This window comes from Saezia sanguinis, assembly GCF_963921665.1.
Lineage (GTDB): Bacteria > Pseudomonadota > Gammaproteobacteria > Burkholderiales > Burkholderiaceae_C > Saezia > Saezia sanguinis.
Map to the genome: position 1 here is coordinate 120065 of NZ_CAWUGC010000002.1, position 25068 is coordinate 145132.

Sequence of the window (25068 nt, forward strand, 5' to 3'; positions counted from 1 at the left end):
GTCAGGACAGGGATCTATAGAAACAGTTTATTTTTTCTGCAATGAGGCCATGTCAATAACAAAGCGGTATTTCACATCGCTCTTCAGCATGCGCGCATAGGCTTTATCAATATCCTGCATGTTGATCATTTCCACATCGGACGTGATGCCATGCTTACCGCAGAAATCGAGCATCTCCTGTGTTTCGGCAATGCCGCCGATCATCGAGCCTGCTACAGATTTTCGCCCCGTAACCAAAGCCGATGAATCCACCGCCGGTTGCAATTCCCCCAGAAAACCGACCAAAACCAAAGTACCGCTCAGAGACAACGTCGGGATGTAGGGGTTCAGATCATGTGCGTAAGGCACTGTATCCACAATCAGGTCAAACCGGCCTTTAACCGCAGCCATCTGGTCTTTGTCAGTCGAGATGATCACCTCATCTGCCCCCAAACGGCGAGCATCGGCCTCTTTCCCTGTGGAGCGTGTGAACAGCGTCACACGGGCACCAAGCCCTTTGGCCAGCTTGATCGCCATATGACCAAGCCCGCCAAGCCCGACAACCGCCACATGGCTGCCCTCCTTGACTTGCCAATGCTTCAGCGGAGACCAGGTGGTAATACCTGCACACAGCAGGGGGGCAGCACCTTTCAAATCCAGCCCGTCCGGAATTCTGAGCACAAACTTGTCTGATACCACAATCTTTTCAGAATAACCACCGAAGGTGGGCCGCTGGTCATGGCGGTCTGTGTCGTTGTAAGTCAGCGTACTGCCCTCTTCGCAGTATTGCTCAAGCCCGAGTTTGCATGGCTTGCAGTGCTGGCACGAATCCACCATACAGCCAACACCGACACGATCCCCCGCTTTAAAGCGGGTGACATTCTGACCGACACTGATGACACGGCCGATAATCTCGTGCCCGGGCACAACGGGGTAATTCGTTTTCCAGTCGCCATTCACATGGTGCAGGTCAGAATGGCACACGCCGCAGTAAAGGATCTCAATCACAACATCATCAGGGCGTGCATCACGCCGTTCAAAACGGTATGGTTCCAGATGCGCTTTGGCACTTTTTGCCGCATATCCAAGTACATTCATTGTCATTGATTTTTCTCCATTCATATCACAATGGGTATCTCAGTTTGCACTTCAACCCTTTTCACACAATTTCTGCCATATCTCTCGATACAGGCTTTTCGCCCAAAAACTCAACAGAAACTGCCGGCAGAGCCCAGGCCACTGTACCCGAACCACAATGCCATTAACCACAGATACAATTTTAGGAACACTTTAGGAACACAAGTACAAGCCTAAAGGCACAACATATATCCATGGCATTATGCACTTCATCTGCGAATGTACCAGATAAATAATGTGCTGATTAGAGGGAGATTAATGCATAAACTTATGAGTCAGATTCATAAATTCACACCCATTTTCATTAATCTGAATACCGCCCCTATTCCTCAATGCTTGCCTTGCAGCAATGAACCGCTTTTAGTCATTCTTCATTAAGCGGACAGATCGGACACTCCACTGCAAAAGCGCATTAAAGGAATTTTGCAAGTATGGGTAATATGCTTCCCATACACTGTTCAGTTAAGTAGCTCTATATCTATATATTCATCTGGGCATCAAACAGATGCCAGCTTTGACAAGATGCCATCCGAGTTCCTTACAAAGGTGATACGGTGAGCCAAATGACTGAAAAAAAATCTGAACACAACTGGTACCTGCTGGATAGTCAAGAGGTTATCAAGCAGCTCGACAGCTCCACCAAAGACGGCCTGACTCAGGCGCAATGTGAACAAAGGCTGGCAGAATACGGGCCCAATACGCTGCCTCAAACCAAACAAAAGCCTGCCTGGTTGCGGTTCATCGCGCATTTCAATGATGTCCTGATTTATATCCTGCTTGCTGCGGCTCTTATAACCGCCTTCATGGGGCATTGGGTCGATACCTTTGTCATTCTCGGTGTGACAATTGTTAATGCGCTGATTGGCTTTATTCAGGAAAACAGCGCAGAAAAATCACTCAAAGGCATTCAGGGCATGCTGTCCAGCACCGCCACGGTCATCCGGGATGGCAACAAGCAGGACATTGATGCATCGGCCATCGTGCCCGGGGACATCGTCTTCTTAAAGCCCGGAGCAAAAATACCGGCTGACATACGCCTGTTTGAAGTGCATGCACTGCAGGTTGAAGAAGCCATTCTGACGGGAGAATCCACCGTCATCGAAAAACAGACCTACCGTCTGGAACAGGAAGCCTTGCTGGGCGACCAGATTAACATGGCATTCTCAGGCACCACGGTCAGCGCCGGCACGGCCTATGGCATAGTTGTGGCGACAGGCGCCAACTCTCAGTTGGGCCACATCAACCAGATGATGAATGACATACAGGGGCACAGAACGCCCCTGCTGGAACAAATTGACAAACTGGGCAAAAACATCTTCATCGTGCTCCTGGTCATGATGGCTGTGCTGTTTGTCATCGGCTTTTTTATCCGGCATATGCCAATGGGCGAGCTGGCCCTTGCCCTCATCAGCCTGGCAGTGGCTTCGGTGCCCGAAGGCCTGCCCGCAATCATATCCATCATTTTGTCTCTGGGCGTTCAGACCATTGCCCGTAAACAGGCGATTATCCGCAAGCTCCCCACCGTGGAAACTTTAGGCGCACTCACAGTCATCTGCTCTGACAAAACAGGCACATTGACCATGAACGAAATGGTTGCGCAGAAAGTCATTCTGGCAGGCACTGCTTATGATGTGACAGGCGATGGCTACACACCTGTAGGGCAAATTATTGCTGAAACTGACAGACAGCCTGTGGACCTGGCCACTTTGCCCGTACTCTCCCAGTTTCTGACTGCTGTGATGCTGTGCAATGACAGTCAATTGACCCAAAATGACATGGGGCATTGGCAGGTGACCGGCGGACCAACAGAAGGTGCGCTGAAAGTGCTGGCAACAAAATCAGGCATACAGACCGCACATGCACAAAGAACAGGAAAAATCCCGTTTGACTCCCGCTACAAGTACATGGCAACGTCAAACCAGGTGGCCGACCAACGCTATATCTTTGTCACAGGCGCACCTGACGTGCTGTTTAAACTCTGCCATCAGCAATTGACGGCTCAGGGGGCACAGGCATTCGATCAGGGCTACTGGGAACAGCAGATTGAGGCATACGCCAGCCAGGGGTTGCGCATGCTTGCCGCAGCCTACAAACCCGATTCACGCAGCAACCAGCAGACGCTGGACCATACAGATGTGGAATCCGGACTGGTTTTTCTGGGGCTGGCAGGCATTATGGACCCGCCGCGTCCTGAAGCCATTGAAGCCATTGCACAATGCCAGGCTGCAGGCATCCGGGTCAAAATGATTACCGGGGACCACCAGCAAACCGCCATGGCAATAGGCGCAAGGCTCAATATCGGCAATGGCAAAGACGCCATTACCGGCAGTGAGCTGGAGCATGTCAGCGATGATGAACTGCCGGCAATTGCGCAGCGATATGATATTTTTGCCCGGACCAGCCCTGAGCATAAGCTGCGCCTGGTCAAAGCGCTGCAAAGCACAGGCGCCATTGTGGCAATGACGGGTGACGGTGTTAACGATGCTCCCGCGCTTAAACAGGCAGAGGTAGGCATCGCAATGGGCATCAAAGGCACCGAAGTGACCAAAGAAGCCGCAGACATGGTGCTGGTAGACGACAATTTTGCAACGATTGCCAACGCCGTCAGGGAAGGACGCCGTGTCTATGACAACCTGAAAAAAACCATTCTGTTTGTACTGCCCACCAACCTTGCGCAAGGGCTGTTGATTGTCATTGCCATTCTGCTCGGGCTGGCCATACCACTGACACCCCTGCAAATCCTGTGGATGAACATGGCGACATCAACCACCTTGTCGTTTGGCCTGGCATCAGAACTGGCAGAAAAAAACATCATGGACCGGCCACCGCGCAATCCCCAAAAGCCGCTGCTCGACTTGTATGCCGTATGGCGCATTGCATTTGTAGGCTTGCTGGTAGCGGTTGCAGCATTTTTATTAGAAGCCTATCTGGTGAATAAAAACTATTCTGTTGAATACATTCGCACTGTGCTGCTACAAACACTGGTCACTGCGCAATGGGCATATATGTTCAACTGCCGTACGCAAGCCAGTTTCTCTCTCGATAAAAGCATGCTGCAAAACAAAGGGCTGTGGATTGTTTCAGGCATCTTGCTGCTGCTGCAACTGGCGATTATCTATGTGCCGGTACTCAACCATGTGTTTGGCACAACGCCCATTTCGCTGTACTACTGGGGCATAACGCTGGCTATCGGAGTTGCCATATTCTTTGTGGTGGAAGCTGAAAAGTGGGTTGTGCGAAGATACATCTCGCATGGTGGCCTTTAAGCTACCAACAATGCCTAACAATGCCTCCGACCCAATCGGCCCAATTTGGGGCTATATGGAATCCAGCATGAACTGTATTCGTTAACTCAGCCATAACAGCCCCAAAAGCGCATGAAGATGTTTTGATACGTCCATGCGCTACTCTGGGGCCGACTCCGATTGCTCTTTGTTGCGTTTCTTTGTTGCATTTGATGGGCAAGCGTAACGAATTGAATACGTTCTTGCTCAACCCCATTCCGAACAAAAGCCACATTCAGCGCAGCGAAACACTGGATACTGCGTTTCAGAATTGATCAAAAAATAATTCATATAAAATACAGCTTCAAATTTCTATTTTGATCAGTAGGCAAGGAATCTTTGTGGACAACAGCCAATCCAGCGTTACCATCAACAATCAGCTCAATGAGCAGGACTGGCTTGCGATTAACCGCACCGTTATCAATCACACCGTTGGTAAAAAATACCGTAATACCATTGGGATCATATTTGCCCTGTTCATTCTTGCCACCGCATGGTTCAGCTATACATGGCTTGAATACCATCAAACATATGAACACTACTTCTCAACACATTCCTCGTTGCCGTATTTTCTGAAACATATGTTTTGGCCGATCGTATTTCTGGCAATCCTTGTCATTTTTTTCATCAGAATAAAAACCTATCCTCAATCCGTCACGCGGATGACCGTGAAAAATCCAGACAATAGTACGTACCTCAGTCCTGCAACCATCACGTTCAGCGACGAAGGACTTTATACAGAAAAAGAATATGTGAAGGGATATTATCAGTGGCCCGCCATTGTCAAGGTGATGGATACGCCACAGTTTCTGATCCTTTTTGTAAGCGCCGCTCACGGCCATTTCATCAAAAAATCAAACTGCTCCGCAGACGAACTTCAATTCATTATGAATCTGCTGCACCGGCATTACACGGGCAAAATCATTACGCTTGCCCGCTGAACATATTTGCAGGTTTGTTTGTTGCAACTGCGATTAAAAGATACCGCTTCAAACTGCCAGCCGTCATATTCACTGCCCTGCCCATCAGGATTTCAGCCGATCATGGCCATTCGTCATTCAAGGCATAACCAAAACCCCGCACCGTACGAATAACCTGAACATCAGGGGCAACAGCCTTCAGTTTGGCCCTCAACGTTTTAATGTGCGCATCAACCGTTCTATCCAAATTTTCACTATCTTGTCCCCACACCATATCCAGCAATTCATCTCTGGTAAAAACCTGCGCTGGATTTTCAATGAAAGTAGACAAGAGTTTATATTCATAGCGTGACAGATCAAGACTGACTCCATAGAATTTGATCTGCATCCGCTGGGGATAGTATTCAAAAGGCATATCGCTATTTATTGCCCCTTGAGCTTTTACTGAGATTTCATCCTCTTTATCCTCATTCTCCAAATCATTTGCCTCTGAAACACTTTCTTTAGAATCCTCTGCCAAATCATGGGAGACCATCTCCTGAAATGGGGATACTTCTTCATCCGTTTTTTGAGCAAAATGATTTGACTCTGTAGATACAGTGGCTGGAGCATTTGTTTCAGTGCCATTGATATGACCTTGCCGTCTCCAACATACCATCAGCAAAAAGAAAACAGCTGTAGCAACACCAGAGGCCAATACAAGCAACAAGGTCTGAACTCGCACACCCGCATAGTAAGGCGCACAGCTGTCAAGAGGCTTGCCCAAACCGATAGCACCAACAACGCCAGACTCTCCTCTTAGAGGAAGGCTAACGTAAATGAACGTCTCTTTAATCCCGCCGATATTTTCCTGCGCCATCCTGACACCTTGCTGCCCTTTTAAGGCCTGCATCACATCTTTTTGCTGTGTATAGACCTCCCCAATTGGAAGGTCCCAGCTGTCATATATCAGCCACCCCTGCTTATCAACAATATAGATACGCAGGTCAATCTGGTGCTCTGCTTTATCAGCGGTGCTATTTTCAGGAGAGCGCATGTAAAGCAGTTGGTCTTCCAATGTATCGCGGATATATGAGCCCCCTCTCATCCCATCCCCGCCATGCGGTTTGATTAATGCTGCAATCAGTTTTGCAGTATCTCCAAGAGAATTCTGTGCCTGGTCTATATACTGTTTATCAATTCTTTGAACTAAAAAATAGATCAACGAACAGGCACAAAATACATATATAACAATGGCCAGCAAAAAAAATTGTTTCTTTGTTTTAGGTTGCATATCAATTACAAACAGTTAACAAACCTTTTGCCCGCTCCAGACAGGGCAAGAAAAATACCAATGGCAAAATATACTGTCTATTTTAAAAGACATATATCCGTTGCATTCAATAAGTTACAAAGACGGTACTTAATGTTGGCCACTTTTTAACTCCGTGCCAAATAATCTTTAACTGGCAGGCATTGAAGATCCTTTGCCAAAGTATTCAGGAAATATTGAATACAGAATTTCTCTCCCATAAGAGACAACAGTTGCTGCGGTGTCATGCTTTTTGTCACACGGTTAGCTGCAATCAGTGAATCATAACAATGATTGACATAGGAAAGCACCCTTATATCCCAATCAAGCTGAGATACCGGTCCATTCGTCCTGCGCACTGAAGCTCCTTCCTTAAGCCTGGCATCAATATATAAATACAAAATTTCCGGAGATGGCCAGATTAAAACACTTTCACCATATGCTTTTACAGCCTGCCCCCATAATTCTTTCTCACTTGCTTGAGCACCCAGATATAAAAATCTGTCAACATCCCTTTTTGCTGCTCATTGAGCATCGTTGCAGACAGATAATGGGAAACCCTGTAACTATTCGATATATCAAATTGAGACAGAAAAAACTGTGGCTCCGATTTCATTTCTTGAGCATCTGCACCAGGCCATATCTGTAAAAACCAGACCAGAAATATCACAACACATACCTTTCCTGCTCCCCATATCTCAATATGCCACTGGTAAACACCACGAAAATGGAGATTTTCAACCTCCATTCTCTGACGCGGCCAATTTAGAAGCACTGATTTCATCATGCCATATCACCCGCAGGTTTAATCACACGAATCAACAACAAAGGCATACTTCTGACCTGCCGGATTGCCGTCCTGAATTCACTCAGTTGTCTGCGTTCATCCTCTGTCAGACGATGACCATTTTTTGCATCATACTGAGCCAGTTGATAACTGGCTTCATACCACATATCCAGTAAACGCTGCTGTTCTTGAGGTTCAATTGTTGAAATATAGTCATGCGCCAGGTTCCGTAGCGCCTGAGTAGCTGCCTGTATTTCAGGGTGATCAAACTCAGGAATTTCAGGTGGCAAAGATGCCCTGATATCTATTGCTTCCGGCCTTTTCAGATTATTTTCATAATAGCCTGACACATTGTACTTTTGCTCATAATAGGCAATGAAATCATCGCAGCTGAACACCTTGCTGACAACAGGTCCCGCTGTTGCAGACGCTACATAGCCGGGAAAATTTTCATGCACCCCATACGTCCAATCCGGTAATATATAGAAACTGTCATAACGTGTGAAGCTGCCTTCAAAAGATACTCCATTCACTTCAATGCGGCTCACTGGCGGTCTTTGCATAGCCCCCCCTGCTCTTGGCCGGTAAACCTCATCGACTTTAATATAAATACTCAATGTTGGGTTGATGATGCCCCCGGCATCTTTGGTCGGGTACACATGAAATTCAACTTCACCAACAGCCTCGCTGATCAAGCGATGGCTTCCGGGTTGTAGTCCAATACGTATCTCACTTTTCGCAGGGATCACATAAAGAGTACCATCCACCTTAACCTCTATGGCATCTGCAGTCGGGTTATCAAGCGCAAAATACCGTGCATCGCCACACCCGCTCAGCAACAGCATAACCATACCAGCAGCCAGCGCTGCAACAACTTTTTTCACCATGCTACTCTTTTATCCAATGCTTTTGCGCTCAAACCTCTCCTTTTATGCCTCCGGCTTTATAGCCCTGGCTTTTACCGTAAATTCTGAAGCATTCCAGCCTTCTGCAGTATTGAGCCATAAGTCATGAATCCAGCGCTCAAAGCTGCATAAAGCCCATCTACCAAAACTGACCAGTTCCTTACAGGCCATTCCATATTCCGTGAGCCATTCTTCAAAGCATTGCTGACAAGCCATCGCAGCCAGCCCGAACTCATCCTGACCAACAACCAGGGCTCCGCCCTTCAGATCACGAAAGCGACGTACAACCGTTGCCAAAGCTTCATGATCAGATAAATTGAAAAACAGTTTTTCCAGTTCAGGATATATCCCCTGAATAATCTCCTGAGCATCCTCTAAAAAACCCGCACGAACCTGATCATCCAAATCCATAGCATCATCTCCTGTTTATTATTTTTAATCTCTCTGATAGCAGACCAAGCTGCAAAAGCTCAGTCTGAAAAAAATCTCCCTCCCCCGAACTGATCAGAACTGGTAGCGATACCCCAGATTGAACTGTCTGCGGTCAAACTGCGATCCTTGGGAAAAATTAAACTCCCCGAAAATATGGTGACGGTTATTGATCGTCGCCGACACGCCCAGCCCCAAATCTACCCAGCCGCCGCCAAACTCATTGGTTTCCCTTGAGCCGTTCAGATAATACGCGCTGTTGTCCCTGAATTCACGCGTGTATCCCGTTTTGGCGTACAGATCAACCGGGTTCTTTTCGTCATCAATCCGGTAGCCGATGATCAGACTGGTACGCCCCTGTACAGAGCTGTAGTTATCCATGTTCACGTGCAAACCGTTACTCGCGTAAATGTCTGTACCGCTCTGGCGGTTGTAGCTCAACTGCACTTGCGGCTCCAGATAGAATGCAGGAGTAGTGGCTATCGGGTGAAAACGTTTCCCGGCTTCTACTGAAACCGTGTACCCATGGCTGGTTCCGCTGCCGGTTACACCAGCACCCGCCGTATCCCGTACGCTGAACTCATGTTTCAGACGATTGTATTTGATGATACCGTCAACATAAATGCCTGTGCCTTCATGCCGGTAAGTGCCATATGCACCTGCATGGGTTCCTTTAACGGTACCGGAACCTGCATTGTTGTCATAGCCGGGCGAACCATGCGTGTACCCGCCCATAACCCCCACATACAATTTACCCGATGCCAGATCAAACTGCCTGTCAATGCCGGCCTGCATACCGTCATAATCCATCTCAAAGCCGCTGAGCTTGCCGCTCCCGAAAGAATCCAACGTCCCGGTAAATCCGCGCACCCAGAAGTCGCCTTGATGTCCAGGCGTGTTGCGCAACTCTCCCATGCGTTGCAATAGAGTCTGGGTATCCACATAGGTGAGCAGATACCCCGTTTTCAGCGTGCTGGCTGCCGCATTGGCAGTCGTGGTAATGCCTGGGGGCTCAGGGCTAGGTGCCACATACTCAACCGGGCCATACAGCTCATAATTGTTGCTGCCCTGCTGCTGGCGCAGGTTGTAGACATAGCCCCCGGCCTCCACCGGGTTGGCCAGGCTGTGGCTGGCACCATTTGCATTTGCCTGAACCACGGTTAATACCTCGGTGCCATTGGTCACTGCTGCGCCGTTATTCGCAATATCCAGCACATAAGTGTTACCCATAATCTCATGTGCAGTCAGTAAATCACCCCGCCGGGCACCCATGTCCACATTCATCAGAAAAGTTCCGCCCGTGCCATCCAGTGTATTGACCGCCAGTGTGTTGTAAGCCCCCGGCGTACTGGAGCGCAGATTCACACGGCTGTCTGCGCTTACCTCCAGCGTATCCAGTGCCGAGCTGCGGTGCATATCCCAGGAAGAAGCGTTGTTCAGGCGCATGATGCCGGCATTGTTCACAGAGCCTGCCAGTTGCGTATTGTCAGCGTTCAACGTCATCGCGCTGCCGCTGATCAGCTCACCGGCCGTCAGTGCCGTACTGTTGGTAAGCGTTAAGGTGTTACTGATGTCGTCGCTGTGCAGCAGGGCGTTAACAGCGCTGTCTGCGTTCGATAACGTGGCATTGTTGAGCAACACCCTGTTATTGCTGCCATCATAACGAATGGCATTGGCACCACCAGCAGCAGTTACTCTGGTACTAGTATTCGCTTCATTGACACTCATGGTACTGCCATTGCCCACATAAATCCCCACCGCATCCGCTTGTGCCGTTTCAATTTCCATCGACAATGAGCCTCGATAACTTTCCGACCTCATGTGAGCTGCACTCAGCTCTAAGCCATGTGCACCGCTACCCTGTGTCACAATGCTGACTTCATTTTTAAGAGACAGCCAACTACCATCCTGAACCTGAATGCCAACGGCATCATCTCCAGTCGTTTGAATGTGAAGACTCGTAGCCTCGTCAGAGAACATTGATACATAGCTATAACCAGCATCTCCTCCAATTGCACTAATACCATGTGCAGCATACCCTGACGTATTCACCTGTATTGGCCCATGAGCTAATACTTGCCCACGATTTATGCTGAGAATACCTATCGCATAATCTCCATAGGTGGTGATTTCAAGCAGACTGGTATTACCAAATGAACCATTAGTAGTGCTAAGAAGCCCTCCATCTACAGGATCGCCCGCAACAACGCCATGTGATCCGATACCATAGGTTGTGATGAGACTGCTAGCACCATGGAAGAATAACCCCGAGTCCCCTGAAACTGATGCACCATAAGCCCAATCGCCATACGTATTGACACTTATTAAATTTCCATTAACATCATTTGCCCCACCTATCCCCAGACCATGGGCAGCAATGCCATATGCACCGTCTCCAGCAGTCTCTATAAACAGGTTACCATCCACTCTTATCTGACTATTCCGATAAGCCAATATCCCGAAGGCGCCATTTCCATCCGTTCTGATAGACGTGGCCCCATAAATGTAAACACCACCATTTGAATTAGCATCACCTGCAACAACAGCATGAGATTCCGATGTATAAATCTGATTATTAGCGCTATTCAAAGTGACGCGTGAACCGCCTGTTGCAGCAATTGCAGCGGCTTCGTTTGAGGTGATTGAAATTCCGGTAGCATTATCGGTGTTCCTTAAGGATACGATAGACTCATCCTGTGCCCATATTCCGTAACCTCGTTCAGCCACCACTTCGATCGGGCCAGCCGAATTCACATAGACGGTTCCCTTTGTGCCATTGCCACCAACCAGCAATGCATCACCTGCGCTACGCACATTGAAGGTATCGTTAACTGTCAAATTCGAATCACTATGCACATATACCGCCGGTACGGTTTTTTCTCTTATAACCGACAGTGGAGCATCAAAAATGACACCTGCAGATGACAATTCTACCCCTATGGTTGGGGTATTTGCTCCCTGATCAGTCACCAGATACGGTGTATTTACACGTTGCCAGTAGATCCCTGTAGAATCATAATATAAGTTTTCTACCACCGTTGTCTGTGCCATCGTAGAAGCAGCAGCCAATGAACCCAACATAAAAGCCGCAGCAAGTGCCGTCGTTTTTACATTGGCTTTTGATGATTTATGCTTGCCTTTGGCCTTCTCGGGTGCAGCAACCCAGCATTGCAAACCGTCATTCCACAAAACCCGAAAATAATGGTTCAACCCCTGCTTGTGCCCTATCACTGCTTTTCTCCTGTAAGGTTCATGACCAGGTCAGGCGATCAAACCGGCCCGGCTAAAATTGAATGCCCCAACGATAAATGCTCAGGGCATCAAAAAAATGAACGTTTGAAGAAAGTTTGATGAAACAGGTTTATGAACGTTTGATGATGCTTTTATGAAGATTTGATGAAATGATTTATTTATTTAAAATCATATGGTTATAATTTTAAAACACTTTCACATAGGTCTACTTCGGGTGTTATGCATGTGATTACCTGAGCAGCGCATCTGTTATAAAAAAGCTGCAACGGCACCTACTGATGGCAAAACGCCCCAGTCCAATGCGTTGAGCCATATTCAAAACACGACCTTCTCTTGTAATGAAAAGGACAGGAGTTAATCTTTCTTGAATAGGCATTACCATCACATTTCATGCAAAAAACAGCGCTACATTGCCAACATACGATGTGAATAAAGCCCTCAAAATCCATGCCTTGATTTGGCTCCTATCTACATGCTTGTTACATGCCCAGGCCTCACGTCTGTGACTTGACGGACTGATACATCAGGTGACTAAGGCTCTGGTCCTGGCCTTCAGATTTCTGACGCCAGCAATCGCCTTTTTCGGTGCTCTGCTCAACACCTTTGCCGTTGTAATACAGCTCTGCCAATCTCCCATAAGCCTGGGAAGCCCCTTGGTTCGCAGCTTCAAGATACCAATGTTTGGCTTCTTCGTAACTTTGCTTAACGCCCCATCCATCGCAATACATATCGCCTAACAGCACTTGAGCTGCTGTATGCCCCTGTCTGGCTGCATCTGTTATCCATTTAGCGGCAGTCTGATCACCCTTTTCAACAATCTGACCACGTAAATACATTTTCCCCAACTGGTACTGCGATTCTGCATCCCCCTGTTCTGCCGCATTGAAAAACCATTTGGCAGCCATATTGTCATTGGCTCCGTCAAGATAACCATACAAGTGCATCATTCCTAATTGGCATTGAGAACCAATGTGCCCCTGTTCTGCTGCTTTTAAATACCAGTATGCGGCAGCTTCATAATCCTGTTCAGCATCTCTCCCAAAATAATACTCATTGCCCAGTTCATACTGTGCATCAGGCAACCCCTTTTGCGCATTTTCAAGAACACCCGCCGATACCTGGCCACTGAGTCCAAGGTACACTGCCAGACACATAATGAGTTTTATAAACAAGATTGATTTTTGCTTCATTGACTAAATTCTTAAATGATTTCTGAATTTATCTTAACTGCAGTTCACGCAACATGAGCATTAATTCTCTGCGTTGGATCACAAGCTCTTGGGCATCATCAGCAATGGCAATCCTGGTTTTCAGGTTTTCAATGAATGTTTCGAGTACTTCAAGCTGAGGTGCTAGGTCTTGCCTGGGCATTCGTGCCAGATATCCAAACATCACGCTTTTAATGCGCTCATCGTCAGTACTGATCAGCAAAGACATCGCCATGTCAATATCATCTGGATCAGGAGCCGCGTACAGCATTTTAGAGAATAACCCAGGATACCCTCCCTCTTCATCCATTTTTAACAGATATTCCAAACACAATGGATTGATCGTTTCTTTATATTCGTAACGAGCCGCATGACCATACCTGTTATAGACAACGTCAGCGCCCAATATCGTTGGCCTCCATCGCCTTACTTCGGCCTCAAATTCATCACTGTTGATTTCACGTAAAAATTCACGGTAAAAATCTCCGTCGTGTAACCAGCCATACAGTATTTTGGCCTGAAAGTAGTCCTGCCAATCACCAGAGGATAAGTAGGGGTGCAACCGCTGATCAATATCCGGCTGTGCAAGCAGCCTGTCGCGCGCATCCATATACGACTGGCCATTCAGGGTTTTGAGCGCTTCAAATTCTTGCCAGATATCTATGGTTGCCACATAAAACCGATTTTGATCGCCATCAACCGGCTCCTCGAACTTTTGAAGCCAATAAGTGTCTTTACCCTCACCTTGTTCAACAGCCTCACCTGAATAGTACATTCTGGTCAACACAAACTGAGCCCAGACATTTCCACCCCGGGCATCTTCAAAAGCGCCGGCCAATCCCTGGGTACTAAATCTAAGATATATCAATACACAAGCGATCAATTTAAAAAATGAAGTCAATCCTGGCCTCATCGCGCACTTTCTCATTTATTCATCGTGCTGAAATGATAATTGTCCATACTCTTTTTAAGATGAAAGTTTGATGAAATTTTTGTGAAATACAAATCTGTGCATAAACATCGTGAGCGCAATAAATTGAAAAATCAACAAGTTATCCCTATCTGGCAAAATAGATTTGCGTTTCATATAAAAGATAATGTGAACACATATAATTTGCCCATCATTTGATCTTTTACGCGAAAACTCAATAAATGAAGTGACTCTTGCCCATATCGTTCTGTATTTCTCTTTTGAACTCATCTGCTACCCTGGTAGTAGCTTTGTCTATGGATTCTGTGCACATAGTACCCATCCCCGGAGAAAAGCTGGCTTCTAAAAAAGACTTCAATGAATTTGAATCATGTTGAACTTTGAATGCTATTTATCCTCTCTTGAAAGTACCCTGCTGAAACCTGTCAGAAAATGTGCGTTCATTCAAAGCATGACTTTCGATACAGGCAAAATAGCTGTTCTGGCAGCTATTGCCCCCCCTCTTGTCGGGCAGGCATACAACTCAGCGAAAGATATTGAACTTGTTGTTTTAACAAGCCGTCATCAGGGTGAGAATATCGCCTCTATCCGTAACTTCCCATTTTTTGTATTCATATCCAGGCCATTAATCGATGATATATGTAACAGACAAATCATCCACACCAATGAGCTTGAAATACTTGCATGGGGAGAACTTTACAGAACAGCATATGACGCACAACACCACATTTTTGAATAGCTCAGGTCTTATCAATACGAAAATTTTTTACAGAACATTAAATATATTTATTCAATCGTTATGGCTATTTTTCAACGTTACACAATATTTCTGGGCATCCTTGCCATATCTGCCTTTTTGCCCATCTGCGCGCAAACGTATAACTATGAGGCTGAAATGGAAAAATTTATAAATGCCAATGAAGCCAATAGCTGGGTTATCGTCACCCCAAGCAGCAAGCCTTATCCATCATATCCGCAAGGACTCATCAGGAATAACGGACCCGTTGTTTTTCATGACGGGCAGGCCCCAACCCAACCTGAAGGAGAATGGCTTGCTCTGATAGAACAAGATGGGCAATGGAGACTGGAGCCTACCCTGCTTCACATCAACCGCACCTATGATAGCCTGACGGACGCCGCAGGCGAAACAACGGGCATTGTGATTGAAAGCTCAGAGCATCCGGATGCCATTGCTTTTCTGCAACACCCCCAGATAAAGCCTGGCCTGCTCGAAACACCAGAAAAGGCTATGTGGGCAGCACAACAAGACGGTGAGGCACAATCTCCCCTTTTCCGGTTTGAATTTTTAAACTATGCCTATCAATTAAACACCTCGGCAATAGATGCTGAATTTCAACGAATTACCTACACATTCAATGATGGCCTTCAAGCCTCAGAATTATCTGTAGGACCAGTTTCTTCGATTCGCAATATCTGGATCGGAGATTTGGACCGTGATGCTATTGCCGATATACTGATCTGGACGGATGACGGCTACAACGTATCCCCAGCCTGTGTGTTTCTGTCTTCAAATGCAAAGCAGAACGAATTGGTGGAAAGAGCCGGATGCCATATTACTTCCGGATGCTGATAACAATAGAACCGCCTACTGTTTTCTATTCCCTTTTTAAGGGATCAAGCAGCCACATGTCCTGCATATAAATTTTCTACTGCGGTCGCACTGATCACAGTATGCCGCCTCAATCAATAAGCAAATCAATGTGGCAGCTGATGTCGTTTAATCCTTCAGTTACCGCAGGAATCAGCGGCGTCATTCATTGCAGCCAATCCCTCTAAATATCTTTCATGTTCGAGCGTTCCTGAAAAAAATGCCTCCAGCTCACTGGGCGAGAAAATAAGTTCTAATCTGTCCATAACACAATGGCAGATCTGTACTGAATACGCTGGGCGATTATCTGTATATGCATGCTCTTCAGTACAGACCTGAACCCATTCCTCCCGGAGAATTTTTAACAGCCCCATCTCCTGTTCACTCAAGTTCTGTGGTTGCCCAGCATAAAGCCAGCCAGAGGCCAGGCCTAAAATCATAATCCCCGCCATTTGAAAAACCTCCGTTTTTTTCATACTATCATCCTTGCACATTTTTCCTGAAATACCGGCCTTTCAACACAGTTTGGAGCCTTTGGCGATATCCATCATTGACCCCGTCACAAACAGCTTGAGCATGGGTAAGAAGCGCTATCGCCTTTAACAGATCCTCCTTGGACGGAGGATTTATTTTCATCATCAAAATGAAAGCATTCAAATAGCCATCATATGGCAACGAATAGATACAGCGACAGACTTGCGTTGTTTGTCCGCCATAATGAACGCATGGACTTCTGGTCCAATCTTCATCCTTATTTAACTCATCGGCGTGGGTTGTGTGCGCATATAAAAATATAAAAACCGCAAATAGCAGATGGCTCAGATGATACTTCAAAAAAAGAAACATGTTTAACATCGTTCTTTCCCAGTGCACATTAAAAAACTGGCGCTGAATAAGTTTCTCAGGATGAGTCTGATTGTTTTCTATCACTTTTTTCTTGTTAACATTGCAAATACACCCAGCCCCAGAAGAGCCACAAAACCAGCAATGCCAACAAGAATATCCCCCCACCCGGAACCTTTAAGGTCACCAGCAGAATGTGTATAAATAACCAATCCGCCAACAACACCTGCCAATATACCCAGGATGATTAACAGGCTGAATGTCTGTCGTCCACGCACAAGCAACTCCTTTCATATTTTTATATCCACAGTAGATTTTTCAGGTGCAACCCTACGGATTAAATAGGACCACATGCAACGTCATCTGACAAACGAATTCTCTCCCGGCACCCTTCAAATTACATTTCATCAGCTGCATCTTCTTTCAAAATGAAGAGAATACCTGCCCGTCGCCCATGCAAATCGCAGGTAATTTCTAAAACAACCTTTTCACCAATTTTTAAATTGCCATCATCAGTATCCAAATAATGAAGCTGTCCCCCTACACGATACCACTCAACATTCATAGGGCAGCGTCCTACCAAAATGCGTGCAGTAACTATCTCTGTCACAACTCCGGAAATCTGCATCATATGTGTTGTACGGCGCAGCCTGAACCACTTAGGCAAAATGAAGATAGCATTCACCAAGCCTAATACCACTAAGCTGAGAAGAGCCAAAGCAATTGCTGCAACGATTCCGCCAATATAAAAACCCAAAAAAAGCATCAGAACTGCTACGATGACACACATATTCATCATCAGTTCAATATCTGGCTTTAAATGCCTTTTCCATTCATTTTTCTGCACGCGCCTCAACTCGCGATGTATCTGAGTGCAGGGTTCGTCAAGAACCTGTAACAACAATTTAACCTCCGAGTTCATTTCAATGTAATGTAATTGGATTTCACTGCCAATATGCCTCTGGATATTTTTGATAGGGTGTCGTGAATAACTTAAACGATTGGTTGTTCCTAAAATAACCGTAACATTCAAAGGAATGCCATCAATCACATAGCGTAATGTGCCTGTAGGCATGATCGAGACAGAATCCAGAATTCCTTTTACAACAGTTTTAGGCAAACGTTGACTCAAAGCCTTTTTCAGTGCCTGCTCAATCGAACTCCTATTTCTTTGAAGCTTGTCATAAGCAACTATTAAAAATACTGTCAATATGCTCATGACCAAAGGAACAATAAATACCGCACTGATACCTAGCCCTGTAGCACGCCCACTGATAAATATGCCAAATGCCAAGAACATTCCTACCAAGGCAATCAGGATACCAGCCATTACGACACGCCCATTTATACGGGATGCAAATACAGCATTTTCCAGCAGACTGACATCACTCTCTGAAAGAGAGTGGAAAGATTTTCTTAACAGCATATGATTTTTCATAAAAATTAAAAATCAGTTTTAAAAAATTCATCTTTTATAACCAAAGAGGTATTCCACTTTCGCCTATACATTTTCCAGGGCCTTCTTTTGACCTGCGCCTGAGGGAGAATCATCAATAACCTGTAGCAGTAATTTAACCTTAGGATTTATTTCAAGATAATGCAATTGAGCCTTCACGCCAACAGGCCCTTGAGTCGATGTAACAGGATGTTGAAAATAACCTAAATATTTGGTTGTACCCGAAATGACAACAACATCAAAAGAAACACCATTAATTACATAGCGTACCTTCCCAGCAGACATCACAGTCACTGAGTTCAGCATCCCCTTTACTATAGTTTTCAACATATTTTGCTGCAGTGCCTGTTTAAAAAAATAATGAAGTAGATTGTCTTTTTTCAAGAGTTTTTCACATATTGACACTGCACAAGCAATTGCTACAGCCAATATAAGAAAAGACGGAATGCCCAAGATAAAATCATTCCCTTTCCAGTCAAAAATTAAGCCTCCCAACATTGCTGCCGGAACTGTTAAGATGATAGTGCAGCCACACATTATGAATAGCCGGTGCATACGACTTGCAAAAAGGGCATTCTTCAATAGCTTAGTATCACTTTCTGAGAGACTGCTTGAAAGCTTTTTAGAGGTCATAATTTTTAGAAAATCAGAACATTAAGATCTGAGTTTTGCTCTGAAGCGTTTTGTGCATAACACGCGAAAGCGCCTTCAAAAATTAATAGCATAAAAATATACGAAACAACAACATCAAATACCTTTCATGAAAAGATACACCATCATATCCTTGAGAAACTCTAAAAAAATGAAGTTTTGATGAAAACTGTTTGTGAAGATTTTTTGATGAATTGAAAAGACTGCTACTTGAATACTTGAGCAGCCTGATGGTCAAGCAATGCCCATGTTTAACGGCTTGTTTTTTGAATATGCCCCAAACAATGCAAGCGGCATACACTCTTATCAGTTACCGTGGAAACTATCCAGCCATTTTCGTGCCAGGGATTCGTCTTGCTCTACCCCAATGCCATGCAGGCACATTGCACTCAATTCATATTGAGCTCGTTTATTGCCTTGTTGGGCTGCTTGTAAAAGCAATTGTGCCGCCAATTTGTAGTCATAATTTGGCCAGCCATGCCTATACATTAACCCTGCTTCAACCTGAGCATAAACATGCCCCTGTTCTGCAGCTTTCACGTACCAATATCTGGCGACCACTTCATCTTTAATATCAGAGCATTCGCCATGGTATAAGCTAGCCAAACGATATTGCGCTTCGGCATGCCCTGACTCTGCCGCTTTCAAATACCAGTCCGCAGCGTGTGCGCAGCCTGAAAATCCCTTTTGTTGCTCAATGAATGTGCCCTTTTCGTATAAAGACTGTGGAGTTTCCAGCTGTGCCGCCTCCTTTATATCCTCGGCCTGTGAGAAATTGCCAGAACATAAAAGTATCCATATTGACAGCAAAACCCATACACTTTTGCAATGCCGATAAGTCATCTGTTTTCCCGGATAAAAGCCAGACATAATAATTTCTAAATATAAATCATTTTTCTTATAAAAATTGTCCCAGGCCACATGGACCAAGTACAAGTTGACCGGTGTCGAAATCAAGCTGATATTTAAAAATATAACCCCCTTCAAACTTTGCCGGTACAGCCACTATAAGCTGGTTGTGGCCTTCTAAAGAGCGTACAAAATCAATACCATTCTTGCGGTCCATGCGGAAAATTAAAGAAACATTGCCTGGGCTACGAAAACTTTTTAGATTGGCAGGCATAGAAAATTCTATTTCATTATCAAGCTCCATGAGCAGGAGAAACGGCTCTGCAGGAGGCTCCAAGCCATATCCGTTGTCAAAATCTTCAGCTCTTAAAGAAAAATTCAAAGACACATCCACATCAGACCTGAACCTGAAGCAGGTAATAGACAGTTTAGCCACAAGTGCGTTGCTGGCGGGCGTAATTGAATGCAAAGAATATGTGCGATACGATTTTCCAATAAACCAATGCCCCGTGCCTTGACCGTTAACTACAGATGCCATGCAAACCAGACTCCATAAAAAAATGCCTGCCAGCAGCTTTTTCATTTCTGAATCCACCAAATATCAATACCTACGTTGCATTGGCATTCAATCTTGCTCTATTCTGCCTGCGCGTTTTTACAATGCCAAATTAATAGTCAAATAAAAGAGAAATCAGGTTTTTTACGATATTCGGACCTTCAAAACTGGCTTCCTTCAGCCAGTGGCGTGCAAGAACTTCATTCTGCGGAACACCGATGCCACTGTAGTACATCATTCCCAGACGAATCTGCGCTACAACATCGCCCTGTTCGGCCGCTTTCAACAACCAGTAAGCTGCTATTTCATAGCTTTGAGGCACTCCTTGTATTCCATAATAATAGTAACCACCAAGAAGATCCTGAGCTCCAGAAAATCCTTGCTCCGCAGATTTTAAAAGCCACTCCATAGCCTCAGTATCATTGTGAACCAATCCTCCCAAATCATCCCTGTATATCAATGCAAGGTAGAACTGCGATTCAGCATTTCCTTGCCGAGCGGCCTTTAAAAACCAATTGGCTGCCGCCTCCTGATTGCTGGGCACATCTATTCCCTGATCTCCGGTAAGATAGAGTAACCCGACTACATGTTGAGCTTTCGCATAGCCATCCTGTGCAGACTTCAAAAGCCATTGCGCTGAAGTGTTCAGGTTTTTTGTGACACCAAACTCATTATTGCCATATACCACTGCCAACTGATAAGAAGCCCTAGCATGTCCTTGATCGGCAGCTTTTAAAAGCCACAGTTTTGCCACTTCGTAATTTCTCTTAACGTCAGAATACATATACAACATACCCAGTTCAAACTGGGCTTGTGCATATCCCTGTTGAGCCGCCTGTAAAAACCACTTTTCGGCGTCCAGATGTCCTTGTCGACCACTAAGTCCAAAATTACTGATCATCCCAAGGGTATATTGGGCTTTGACGTCTCCCTGTTCTGCAGCCCGCAGAAGTTCTGCTCTGTAACTCTCGACAGCAGAAGAACTCAAATAATCACTCAATCTGGTCAATGCAACAGGATCCTGTTGAACGGCCCCTTTCAAATACCAATAAATTGCCTGTTCAGTGCTTTGCTCTACGCCTCTGCCTTTTTGATACATATGGGCAATACGCTCGAAAAGGCTGATGTATCCTCCGCGTGAAGGAACCTCGTTGTCATGTTCTGCCGCCTTCAGATACCATTGCATTGCTTTCTCATCATTGCGTTTAACACCACTACCATCAGCGTACATATTGGCTATGGCGTACTGCGCATTGGCATTCCCCTGCTCTGCAGCCTTTAAATACCAGTATGCGGCTTTCTCTGCATAACCTGCTCCAGACCTATCCTGATTGCCCATAAACCAATAAAGATCCCCCAAGTGGAGTTGCGCCTTTACACTGCCCTGATCCGCTGCCTTCAAAAACCATTCCATTGCAGCTTCATTATTTTCATCAAAAACCTGACCTTCATAAAACATCATACCGATTCTGAACTGCGTTTCTGCATCGGCATGTTTGGCATCCTCCAAAATATCGGCAACTGCTAAGCTGCTGATACTTAAGCAGAAACAAATGTAAAGCCATACTTTTATAAGAAAATTATTTCGCATATATTAAATTTCAATAAATTTAAAAAATTTCAGACAAATCGAATATTCTTTTTGCTGGTTAAATATGAATATGTCGATTTTAAATTGCTACGTTTGACTCTATTCACCTTGAAACTAACAACTTAAGATTGTTGGTTTATCTCTCAATTGTCAGATTATCTTCTGTACATTTTAAAAGGGTAACGGGAAAGATTTATGAAGATTGCGTGATGAACTCATGAAAACAATGAAATTTTGTAAGGCTTGATCATTAAAAATAAAACTGAACTGATCCTTAAAATGAAAATTTGACTAAATGATTTTTAGAACTGCTCATATTCCCCATTTATGGTGATGTATCAATTAAAGTCTGCCCGCAGCTTTATTAGGAACAACTAAGGCTAATCATTGCTGATGCGCTGGCCTTCATATTTGAATTTAAATGGTCCATGCAGCAAAATTCCGAATCGTGCATTTCATTTCAAATTCCGCCATAAGTCAGATATCAAAACACGAATTCATTCAACCAGAAACACGCGTACCAGCCTGACCAGTTCGTCTTCAAACTCCGGCTTTCCAAGGTAGCTTGACTGCTCCATCAAAGCAGCGCGTAGCGTGCCGATGACTGCGCGGGTCAAAACATAAGCAGCCACCGGATTGATCATTGGTATCTCGGTATTGGTTTCTTGAGCATGTGCCGACAGAATACTCTGCATAACATTATCAACAGGAAGCGTTAACTCATTGACCAATCCGTTGGCAATCAGACCTTCAATTAATGCTTTTCGTGCACGCTGACGCCCTTTAAAACCATTAAGAAGTGCACGAATACCAGCACGTACAGGGTCAGCGGCTTCGGATACCGTCATTAGGCTGTTGTTCACTGTTTCTGCCGTAACTGCCAGTTCCTGACGCGCCAGCGCAATCATGATGGCACTCTTGTCAGGAAAATACTGGTATAGCGTACCAATGCTGACACCGGCAAGCTCAGCGATGGCATTGGTGGTTAATGCCCGATCACCATGAGTCTGCAAAATCTGAGAGGTTGCTTCCAGAATCACATTTACCGTCTCTTGCGAACGCGCCTGTTTCGGAAATTTCCTATATGGATCAATGACTTTTTTCATTTTGCCCGATGCTGTGCAGAAATTTGAAATGCGAGTAGGAAAATGTGAGTATTACTCATATTATTGTCATTATGCATCGACATTTGATATCTGAAAGGACAGACAATGAAATCAGCAGAAAAAATCGCGGTAATCGGGCTTGGCAAAATGGGCACCGGTCTGGCACATAACATCCAGAAAAGCGGCTTTGATCTTGTGGTGTTCAACCGCACGGCGCCCAAAGCTCAAGTCTTTGTTGACAGTGGCGCCACCCTGGCCAGAACTCCGCGCGAGGCAGCCTCACAGGCCAGTATCGTACTGACCAGCCTTATGGACGACAATTCAGTACGTCAAGCCGTCATTTCTCCAAATGGCATACTGGCAGGCTTGACACCGGGAAGTATTCATCTGTGTGCAACAACAATTTCGCCCGATTTGGCCAAAGAGTTGACCGAACTGCATCAAAAACACGGCAGTCATTTTGTCTCGAGTACAGTCATCGGGCGTCCGGACGCTGCACAGGCCGGAAAACTGTTTACCCTGATGGCTGGCGATAAAGACAGCGTGGAACGTTGTAAACCGGTTTGTGAGTCGTATTCCAGCAAAACACTGGTTCTTGGTAAAGAACCATATCTTGCCAATTGCGCAAAGCTATCCGTCAATTATTTTGCTGTTGCCAACCTGGAATTGATGGGGCAACTCTACGCCTACGGCGAAGCCGTAGGCATCAATCGCGAATTTTACGCACAGCTGTTCGATACCAGCTTTGCAAACCCAACGCTCAAAATGTACGCCAGAAAAATTGGTGATAAAGCCTTCCAGGACAACATCGGGTTTGAGCTTACAGGGGGATTAAAAGATGTAAAACTCATGCAAGCAGCTTCCAATGCAACGTCATGCTCGTTGAGCTATACACCTATCATCATCGAAAAAATGGAAAAGGCAATCTCTATGGGTTGGGCGGCCTGTGACTGGAGCGTGTTCACTGAGTGTTCTGTTCAAAATCGTTGTTGAAATTGCAGAAACACTTGGTCAGCTACATTCTTCCAAAAGCCTTCGAAAAACTTTTTCAGGCAGTCTGTTTCCGTGCAAGTAACGTGGCAAACCGCAGTTTTATACGGTTACCCTGCTCATCTGTACGGTGCAACTCACCCGGATTTTCGTTGTATTTAATCAGCTCCCAGCCTGCGTAATACGAAGGAAGTTCACCGGGCTTCAGGGTAAATGAAAATGGGACGGTACACGGATAATCCGGCGTATCCATTGCTGAAACAATCAGGTTATAACCACCGGGCTTGGTGTGTTCCTGCATGTTTTTCAGAATCGATGGTATTTGCTGTGCCTGCAAAAACATGAGTACCACCGTTGAAATGATCCAGTCATAGTTTTGCTCAATCGCTGCCTGGTTGATGTCATACACCCTGGTTTGCAAATGTTGAAGCTGCTCTGCCTCCATAATCTGGTCAAGCCTGGCAATGCTGCTTTCGTTATGATCGTAAGCTGTAACATCAAACCCTAATAAATTCAGGTATAAAGCATTGCGGCCAGAACCACATCCCAAATCCAGCGCCTGTCCGGGCTTGATCGTCTGGGCTGCTTCAAGAACTTCGGAGTGAGTAGCTGTCAATCCGTATTTTCTGGTGTAGTACTCCTGCGCTTCACAATAAAATGCAAGCTGACACTGCACATCATCAGAAAATGAAACAATTTTATGCCAGCATTGGGGCTCTATGAAAGGCGGCTGTTTTTCTGGTGAAAAGGTATGTGTTGAAATTGTTTCACCGGCTGGCGTCAAAAAGGCAAAATGAATTTCCCCTTTCAGCACCGTTAGTTTGGCCCAGACTCCTTTTTGGGTATTGTGTTTTTCCTGAAAAGCTGCGGGTATTGTCTGTGCATCCCACACCGGTAATTTTTTATAACTATAGAGCTTACCCATATATTTCTTGTACCATTCGGTCATTAAAAAAATAGATGTTTTCGGTTATTGAAAATGTCAAGTTTAGTATGAAGCCGGCTCCATCACCCTGGCAGCAGGTATTCCCAGATATTCCTGCATCACCAGGGTGCTTGTCTCTAAGCTCAGAAGTTCAGCCTCCACAGGACCTTGAGCGCATTGTCCCGGCTCCTGTTGCCGAACTCTCCCTCATACCCCACACTCAGGTGCATGTTGTCCTGCAACTCAAAGGTGGCCCCTGCCGCTATGATGGCACTGTCACGGTTCATTTCCACGCCCCGGATGTTGTAGCTGTACCCGCCTATGAAGTTGAGGTCGCTGTCTGCGGTGTCGCTGCCAAAGTTGTGTTGC

Annotated in this window: 24 protein-coding genes; 5 read left to right on the plus strand and 19 right to left on the minus strand. The window is 45.5% G+C overall.

Going from position 1 to position 25068, the window contains the following annotated elements; translation table 11 throughout:
* Positions 1 to 27 precede the first annotated feature (27 nt).
* Positions 28 to 1077 carry an NAD(P)-dependent alcohol dehydrogenase gene (locus AACY98_RS02660; RefSeq protein ID WP_339801309.1) on the minus strand — a complete coding sequence of 350 codons (1050 nt, stop codon included), beginning with the start codon at positions 1075 to 1077 and terminating at the stop codon, positions 28 to 30.
* A gap of 602 nt (positions 1078 to 1679) precedes the next feature.
* Here AACY98_RS02660 and AACY98_RS02665 point away from each other — a divergent pair.
* Both AACY98_RS02665 and AACY98_RS02670 read left to right on the plus strand, forming a co-directional pair.
* Positions 1680 to 4382: a cation-transporting P-type ATPase gene (locus tag AACY98_RS02665; RefSeq protein WP_339801236.1), complete on the plus strand. Its 2703-nt coding sequence runs from the start codon at positions 1680 to 1682 to the stop codon at positions 4380 to 4382.
* 359 nt (positions 4383 to 4741) lie between these two features.
* A complete protein-coding gene (locus AACY98_RS02670) occupies positions 4742 to 5341 on the plus strand; it encodes a YcxB family protein (RefSeq protein ID WP_339801238.1) in 600 nt (199 codons plus the stop codon).
* Positions 5342 to 5441: 100 nt separating this feature from the next.
* Here AACY98_RS02670 and AACY98_RS02675 read toward each other — a convergent pair whose 3' ends face one another.
* From AACY98_RS02675 to AACY98_RS02705, 7 genes are all read right to left on the minus strand, one after another.
* Complete coding sequence (locus AACY98_RS02675; RefSeq protein WP_339801241.1) at positions 5442 to 6593, minus strand: winged helix-turn-helix domain-containing protein; 1152 nt, start codon at positions 6591 to 6593, stop codon at positions 5442 to 5444.
* A gap of 463 nt (positions 6594 to 7056) precedes the next feature.
* A complete protein-coding gene (locus tag AACY98_RS02680; RefSeq protein WP_339801243.1) occupies positions 7057 to 7398 on the minus strand; it encodes a hypothetical protein in 342 nt (113 codons plus the stop codon).
* The gene (locus AACY98_RS02685; protein WP_339801246.1) at positions 7395 to 8165 is read right to left on the minus strand and encodes a hypothetical protein; all 771 of its coding nucleotides are present in this window, start codon (positions 8163 to 8165) and stop codon (positions 7395 to 7397) included. The genes AACY98_RS02680 and AACY98_RS02685 overlap by 4 nt, the downstream gene beginning before the upstream one ends.
* Before the next feature lie 162 nt (positions 8166 to 8327).
* Positions 8328 to 8714: a hypothetical protein gene (locus AACY98_RS02690; RefSeq protein ID WP_339801248.1), complete on the minus strand. Its 387-nt coding sequence runs from the start codon at positions 8712 to 8714 to the stop codon at positions 8328 to 8330.
* Between the two features lie 93 nt (positions 8715 to 8807).
* On the minus strand, positions 8808 to 11963 hold the full coding sequence (locus AACY98_RS02695; protein ID WP_339801250.1) for an autotransporter outer membrane beta-barrel domain-containing protein: 3156 nt from the start codon (positions 11961 to 11963) through the stop codon (positions 8808 to 8810).
* Between the two features lie 515 nt (positions 11964 to 12478).
* On the minus strand, positions 12479 to 13174 hold the full coding sequence (locus tag AACY98_RS02700; protein WP_339801253.1) for a tetratricopeptide repeat protein: 696 nt from the start codon (positions 13172 to 13174) through the stop codon (positions 12479 to 12481).
* A gap of 28 nt (positions 13175 to 13202) precedes the next feature.
* Positions 13203 to 14093: a hypothetical protein gene (locus AACY98_RS02705; RefSeq protein WP_339801255.1), complete on the minus strand. Its 891-nt coding sequence runs from the start codon at positions 14091 to 14093 to the stop codon at positions 13203 to 13205.
* A gap of 400 nt (positions 14094 to 14493) precedes the next feature.
* Between AACY98_RS02705 and AACY98_RS02710 the strand changes: the two genes are divergently transcribed.
* Positions 14494 to 14862, plus strand: coding sequence for a hypothetical protein (locus AACY98_RS02710; RefSeq protein ID WP_339801257.1), 369 nt, complete (start codon positions 14494 to 14496; stop codon positions 14860 to 14862).
* 60 nt (positions 14863 to 14922) lie between these two features.
* A complete protein-coding gene (locus AACY98_RS02715) occupies positions 14923 to 15714 on the plus strand; it encodes a hypothetical protein (RefSeq protein ID WP_339801260.1) in 792 nt (263 codons plus the stop codon).
* Between the two features lie 155 nt (positions 15715 to 15869).
* On the opposite strand, the gene AACY98_RS02720 is transcribed toward AACY98_RS02715, so the two are convergent.
* From AACY98_RS02720 to AACY98_RS02760, 9 genes are all read right to left on the minus strand, one after another.
* Positions 15870 to 16208: a hypothetical protein gene (locus AACY98_RS02720; RefSeq protein WP_339801263.1), complete on the minus strand. Its 339-nt coding sequence runs from the start codon at positions 16206 to 16208 to the stop codon at positions 15870 to 15872.
* 4 nt (positions 16209 to 16212) lie between these two features.
* Positions 16213 to 16662 (minus strand): hypothetical protein, encoded by a 450-nt coding sequence (locus AACY98_RS02725; protein WP_339801266.1) that lies wholly within the window; start codon positions 16660 to 16662, stop codon positions 16213 to 16215.
* Entirely contained in the window at positions 16659 to 16853 is a 195-nt protein-coding gene (locus AACY98_RS02730) for a hypothetical protein (protein ID WP_339801268.1), read from the minus strand. The genes AACY98_RS02725 and AACY98_RS02730 overlap by 4 nt, the downstream gene beginning before the upstream one ends.
* A gap of 119 nt (positions 16854 to 16972) precedes the next feature.
* A complete protein-coding gene (locus tag AACY98_RS02735; RefSeq protein ID WP_339801271.1) occupies positions 16973 to 18013 on the minus strand; it encodes a hypothetical protein in 1041 nt (346 codons plus the stop codon).
* A gap of 63 nt (positions 18014 to 18076) precedes the next feature.
* Positions 18077 to 18664 carry a hypothetical protein gene (locus AACY98_RS02740; protein WP_339801274.1) on the minus strand — a complete coding sequence of 196 codons (588 nt, stop codon included), beginning with the start codon at positions 18662 to 18664 and terminating at the stop codon, positions 18077 to 18079.
* A gap of 324 nt (positions 18665 to 18988) precedes the next feature.
* On the minus strand, positions 18989 to 19603 hold the full coding sequence (locus tag AACY98_RS02745; protein ID WP_339801277.1) for a tetratricopeptide repeat protein: 615 nt from the start codon (positions 19601 to 19603) through the stop codon (positions 18989 to 18991).
* On the minus strand, positions 19581 to 20114 hold the full coding sequence (locus AACY98_RS02750) for a hypothetical protein (RefSeq protein WP_339801280.1): 534 nt from the start codon (positions 20112 to 20114) through the stop codon (positions 19581 to 19583). The genes AACY98_RS02745 and AACY98_RS02750 overlap by 23 nt, the downstream gene beginning before the upstream one ends.
* An 85-nt stretch (positions 20115 to 20199) precedes the next feature.
* Entirely contained in the window at positions 20200 to 21678 is a 1479-nt protein-coding gene (locus AACY98_RS02755) for a tetratricopeptide repeat protein (RefSeq protein ID WP_339801283.1), read from the minus strand.
* A 497-nt stretch (positions 21679 to 22175) separates the two neighbouring features.
* A complete protein-coding gene (locus tag AACY98_RS02760; protein ID WP_339801286.1) occupies positions 22176 to 22784 on the minus strand; it encodes a TetR/AcrR family transcriptional regulator in 609 nt (202 codons plus the stop codon).
* Between the two features lie 105 nt (positions 22785 to 22889).
* Here AACY98_RS02760 and AACY98_RS02765 point away from each other — a divergent pair, with 105 nt between their 5' ends.
* The gene (locus AACY98_RS02765; protein ID WP_339801288.1) at positions 22890 to 23777 is read left to right on the plus strand and encodes an NAD(P)-dependent oxidoreductase; all 888 of its coding nucleotides are present in this window, start codon (positions 22890 to 22892) and stop codon (positions 23775 to 23777) included.
* 55 nt (positions 23778 to 23832) lie between these two features.
* Here the strand turns inward: AACY98_RS02765 and tehB are convergent, their stop codons facing one another.
* Together tehB and AACY98_RS02775 are read right to left on the minus strand one after the other, a co-directional pair.
* The gene (gene tehB, locus AACY98_RS02770; protein ID WP_339801291.1) at positions 23833 to 24699 is read right to left on the minus strand and encodes an SAM-dependent methyltransferase TehB; all 867 of its coding nucleotides are present in this window, start codon (positions 24697 to 24699) and stop codon (positions 23833 to 23835) included.
* Between the two features lie 143 nt (positions 24700 to 24842).
* Positions 24843 to 25068: autotransporter domain-containing protein (locus AACY98_RS02775; protein WP_339801294.1), on the minus strand; the 226-nt coding region annotated here is incomplete at its 5' end.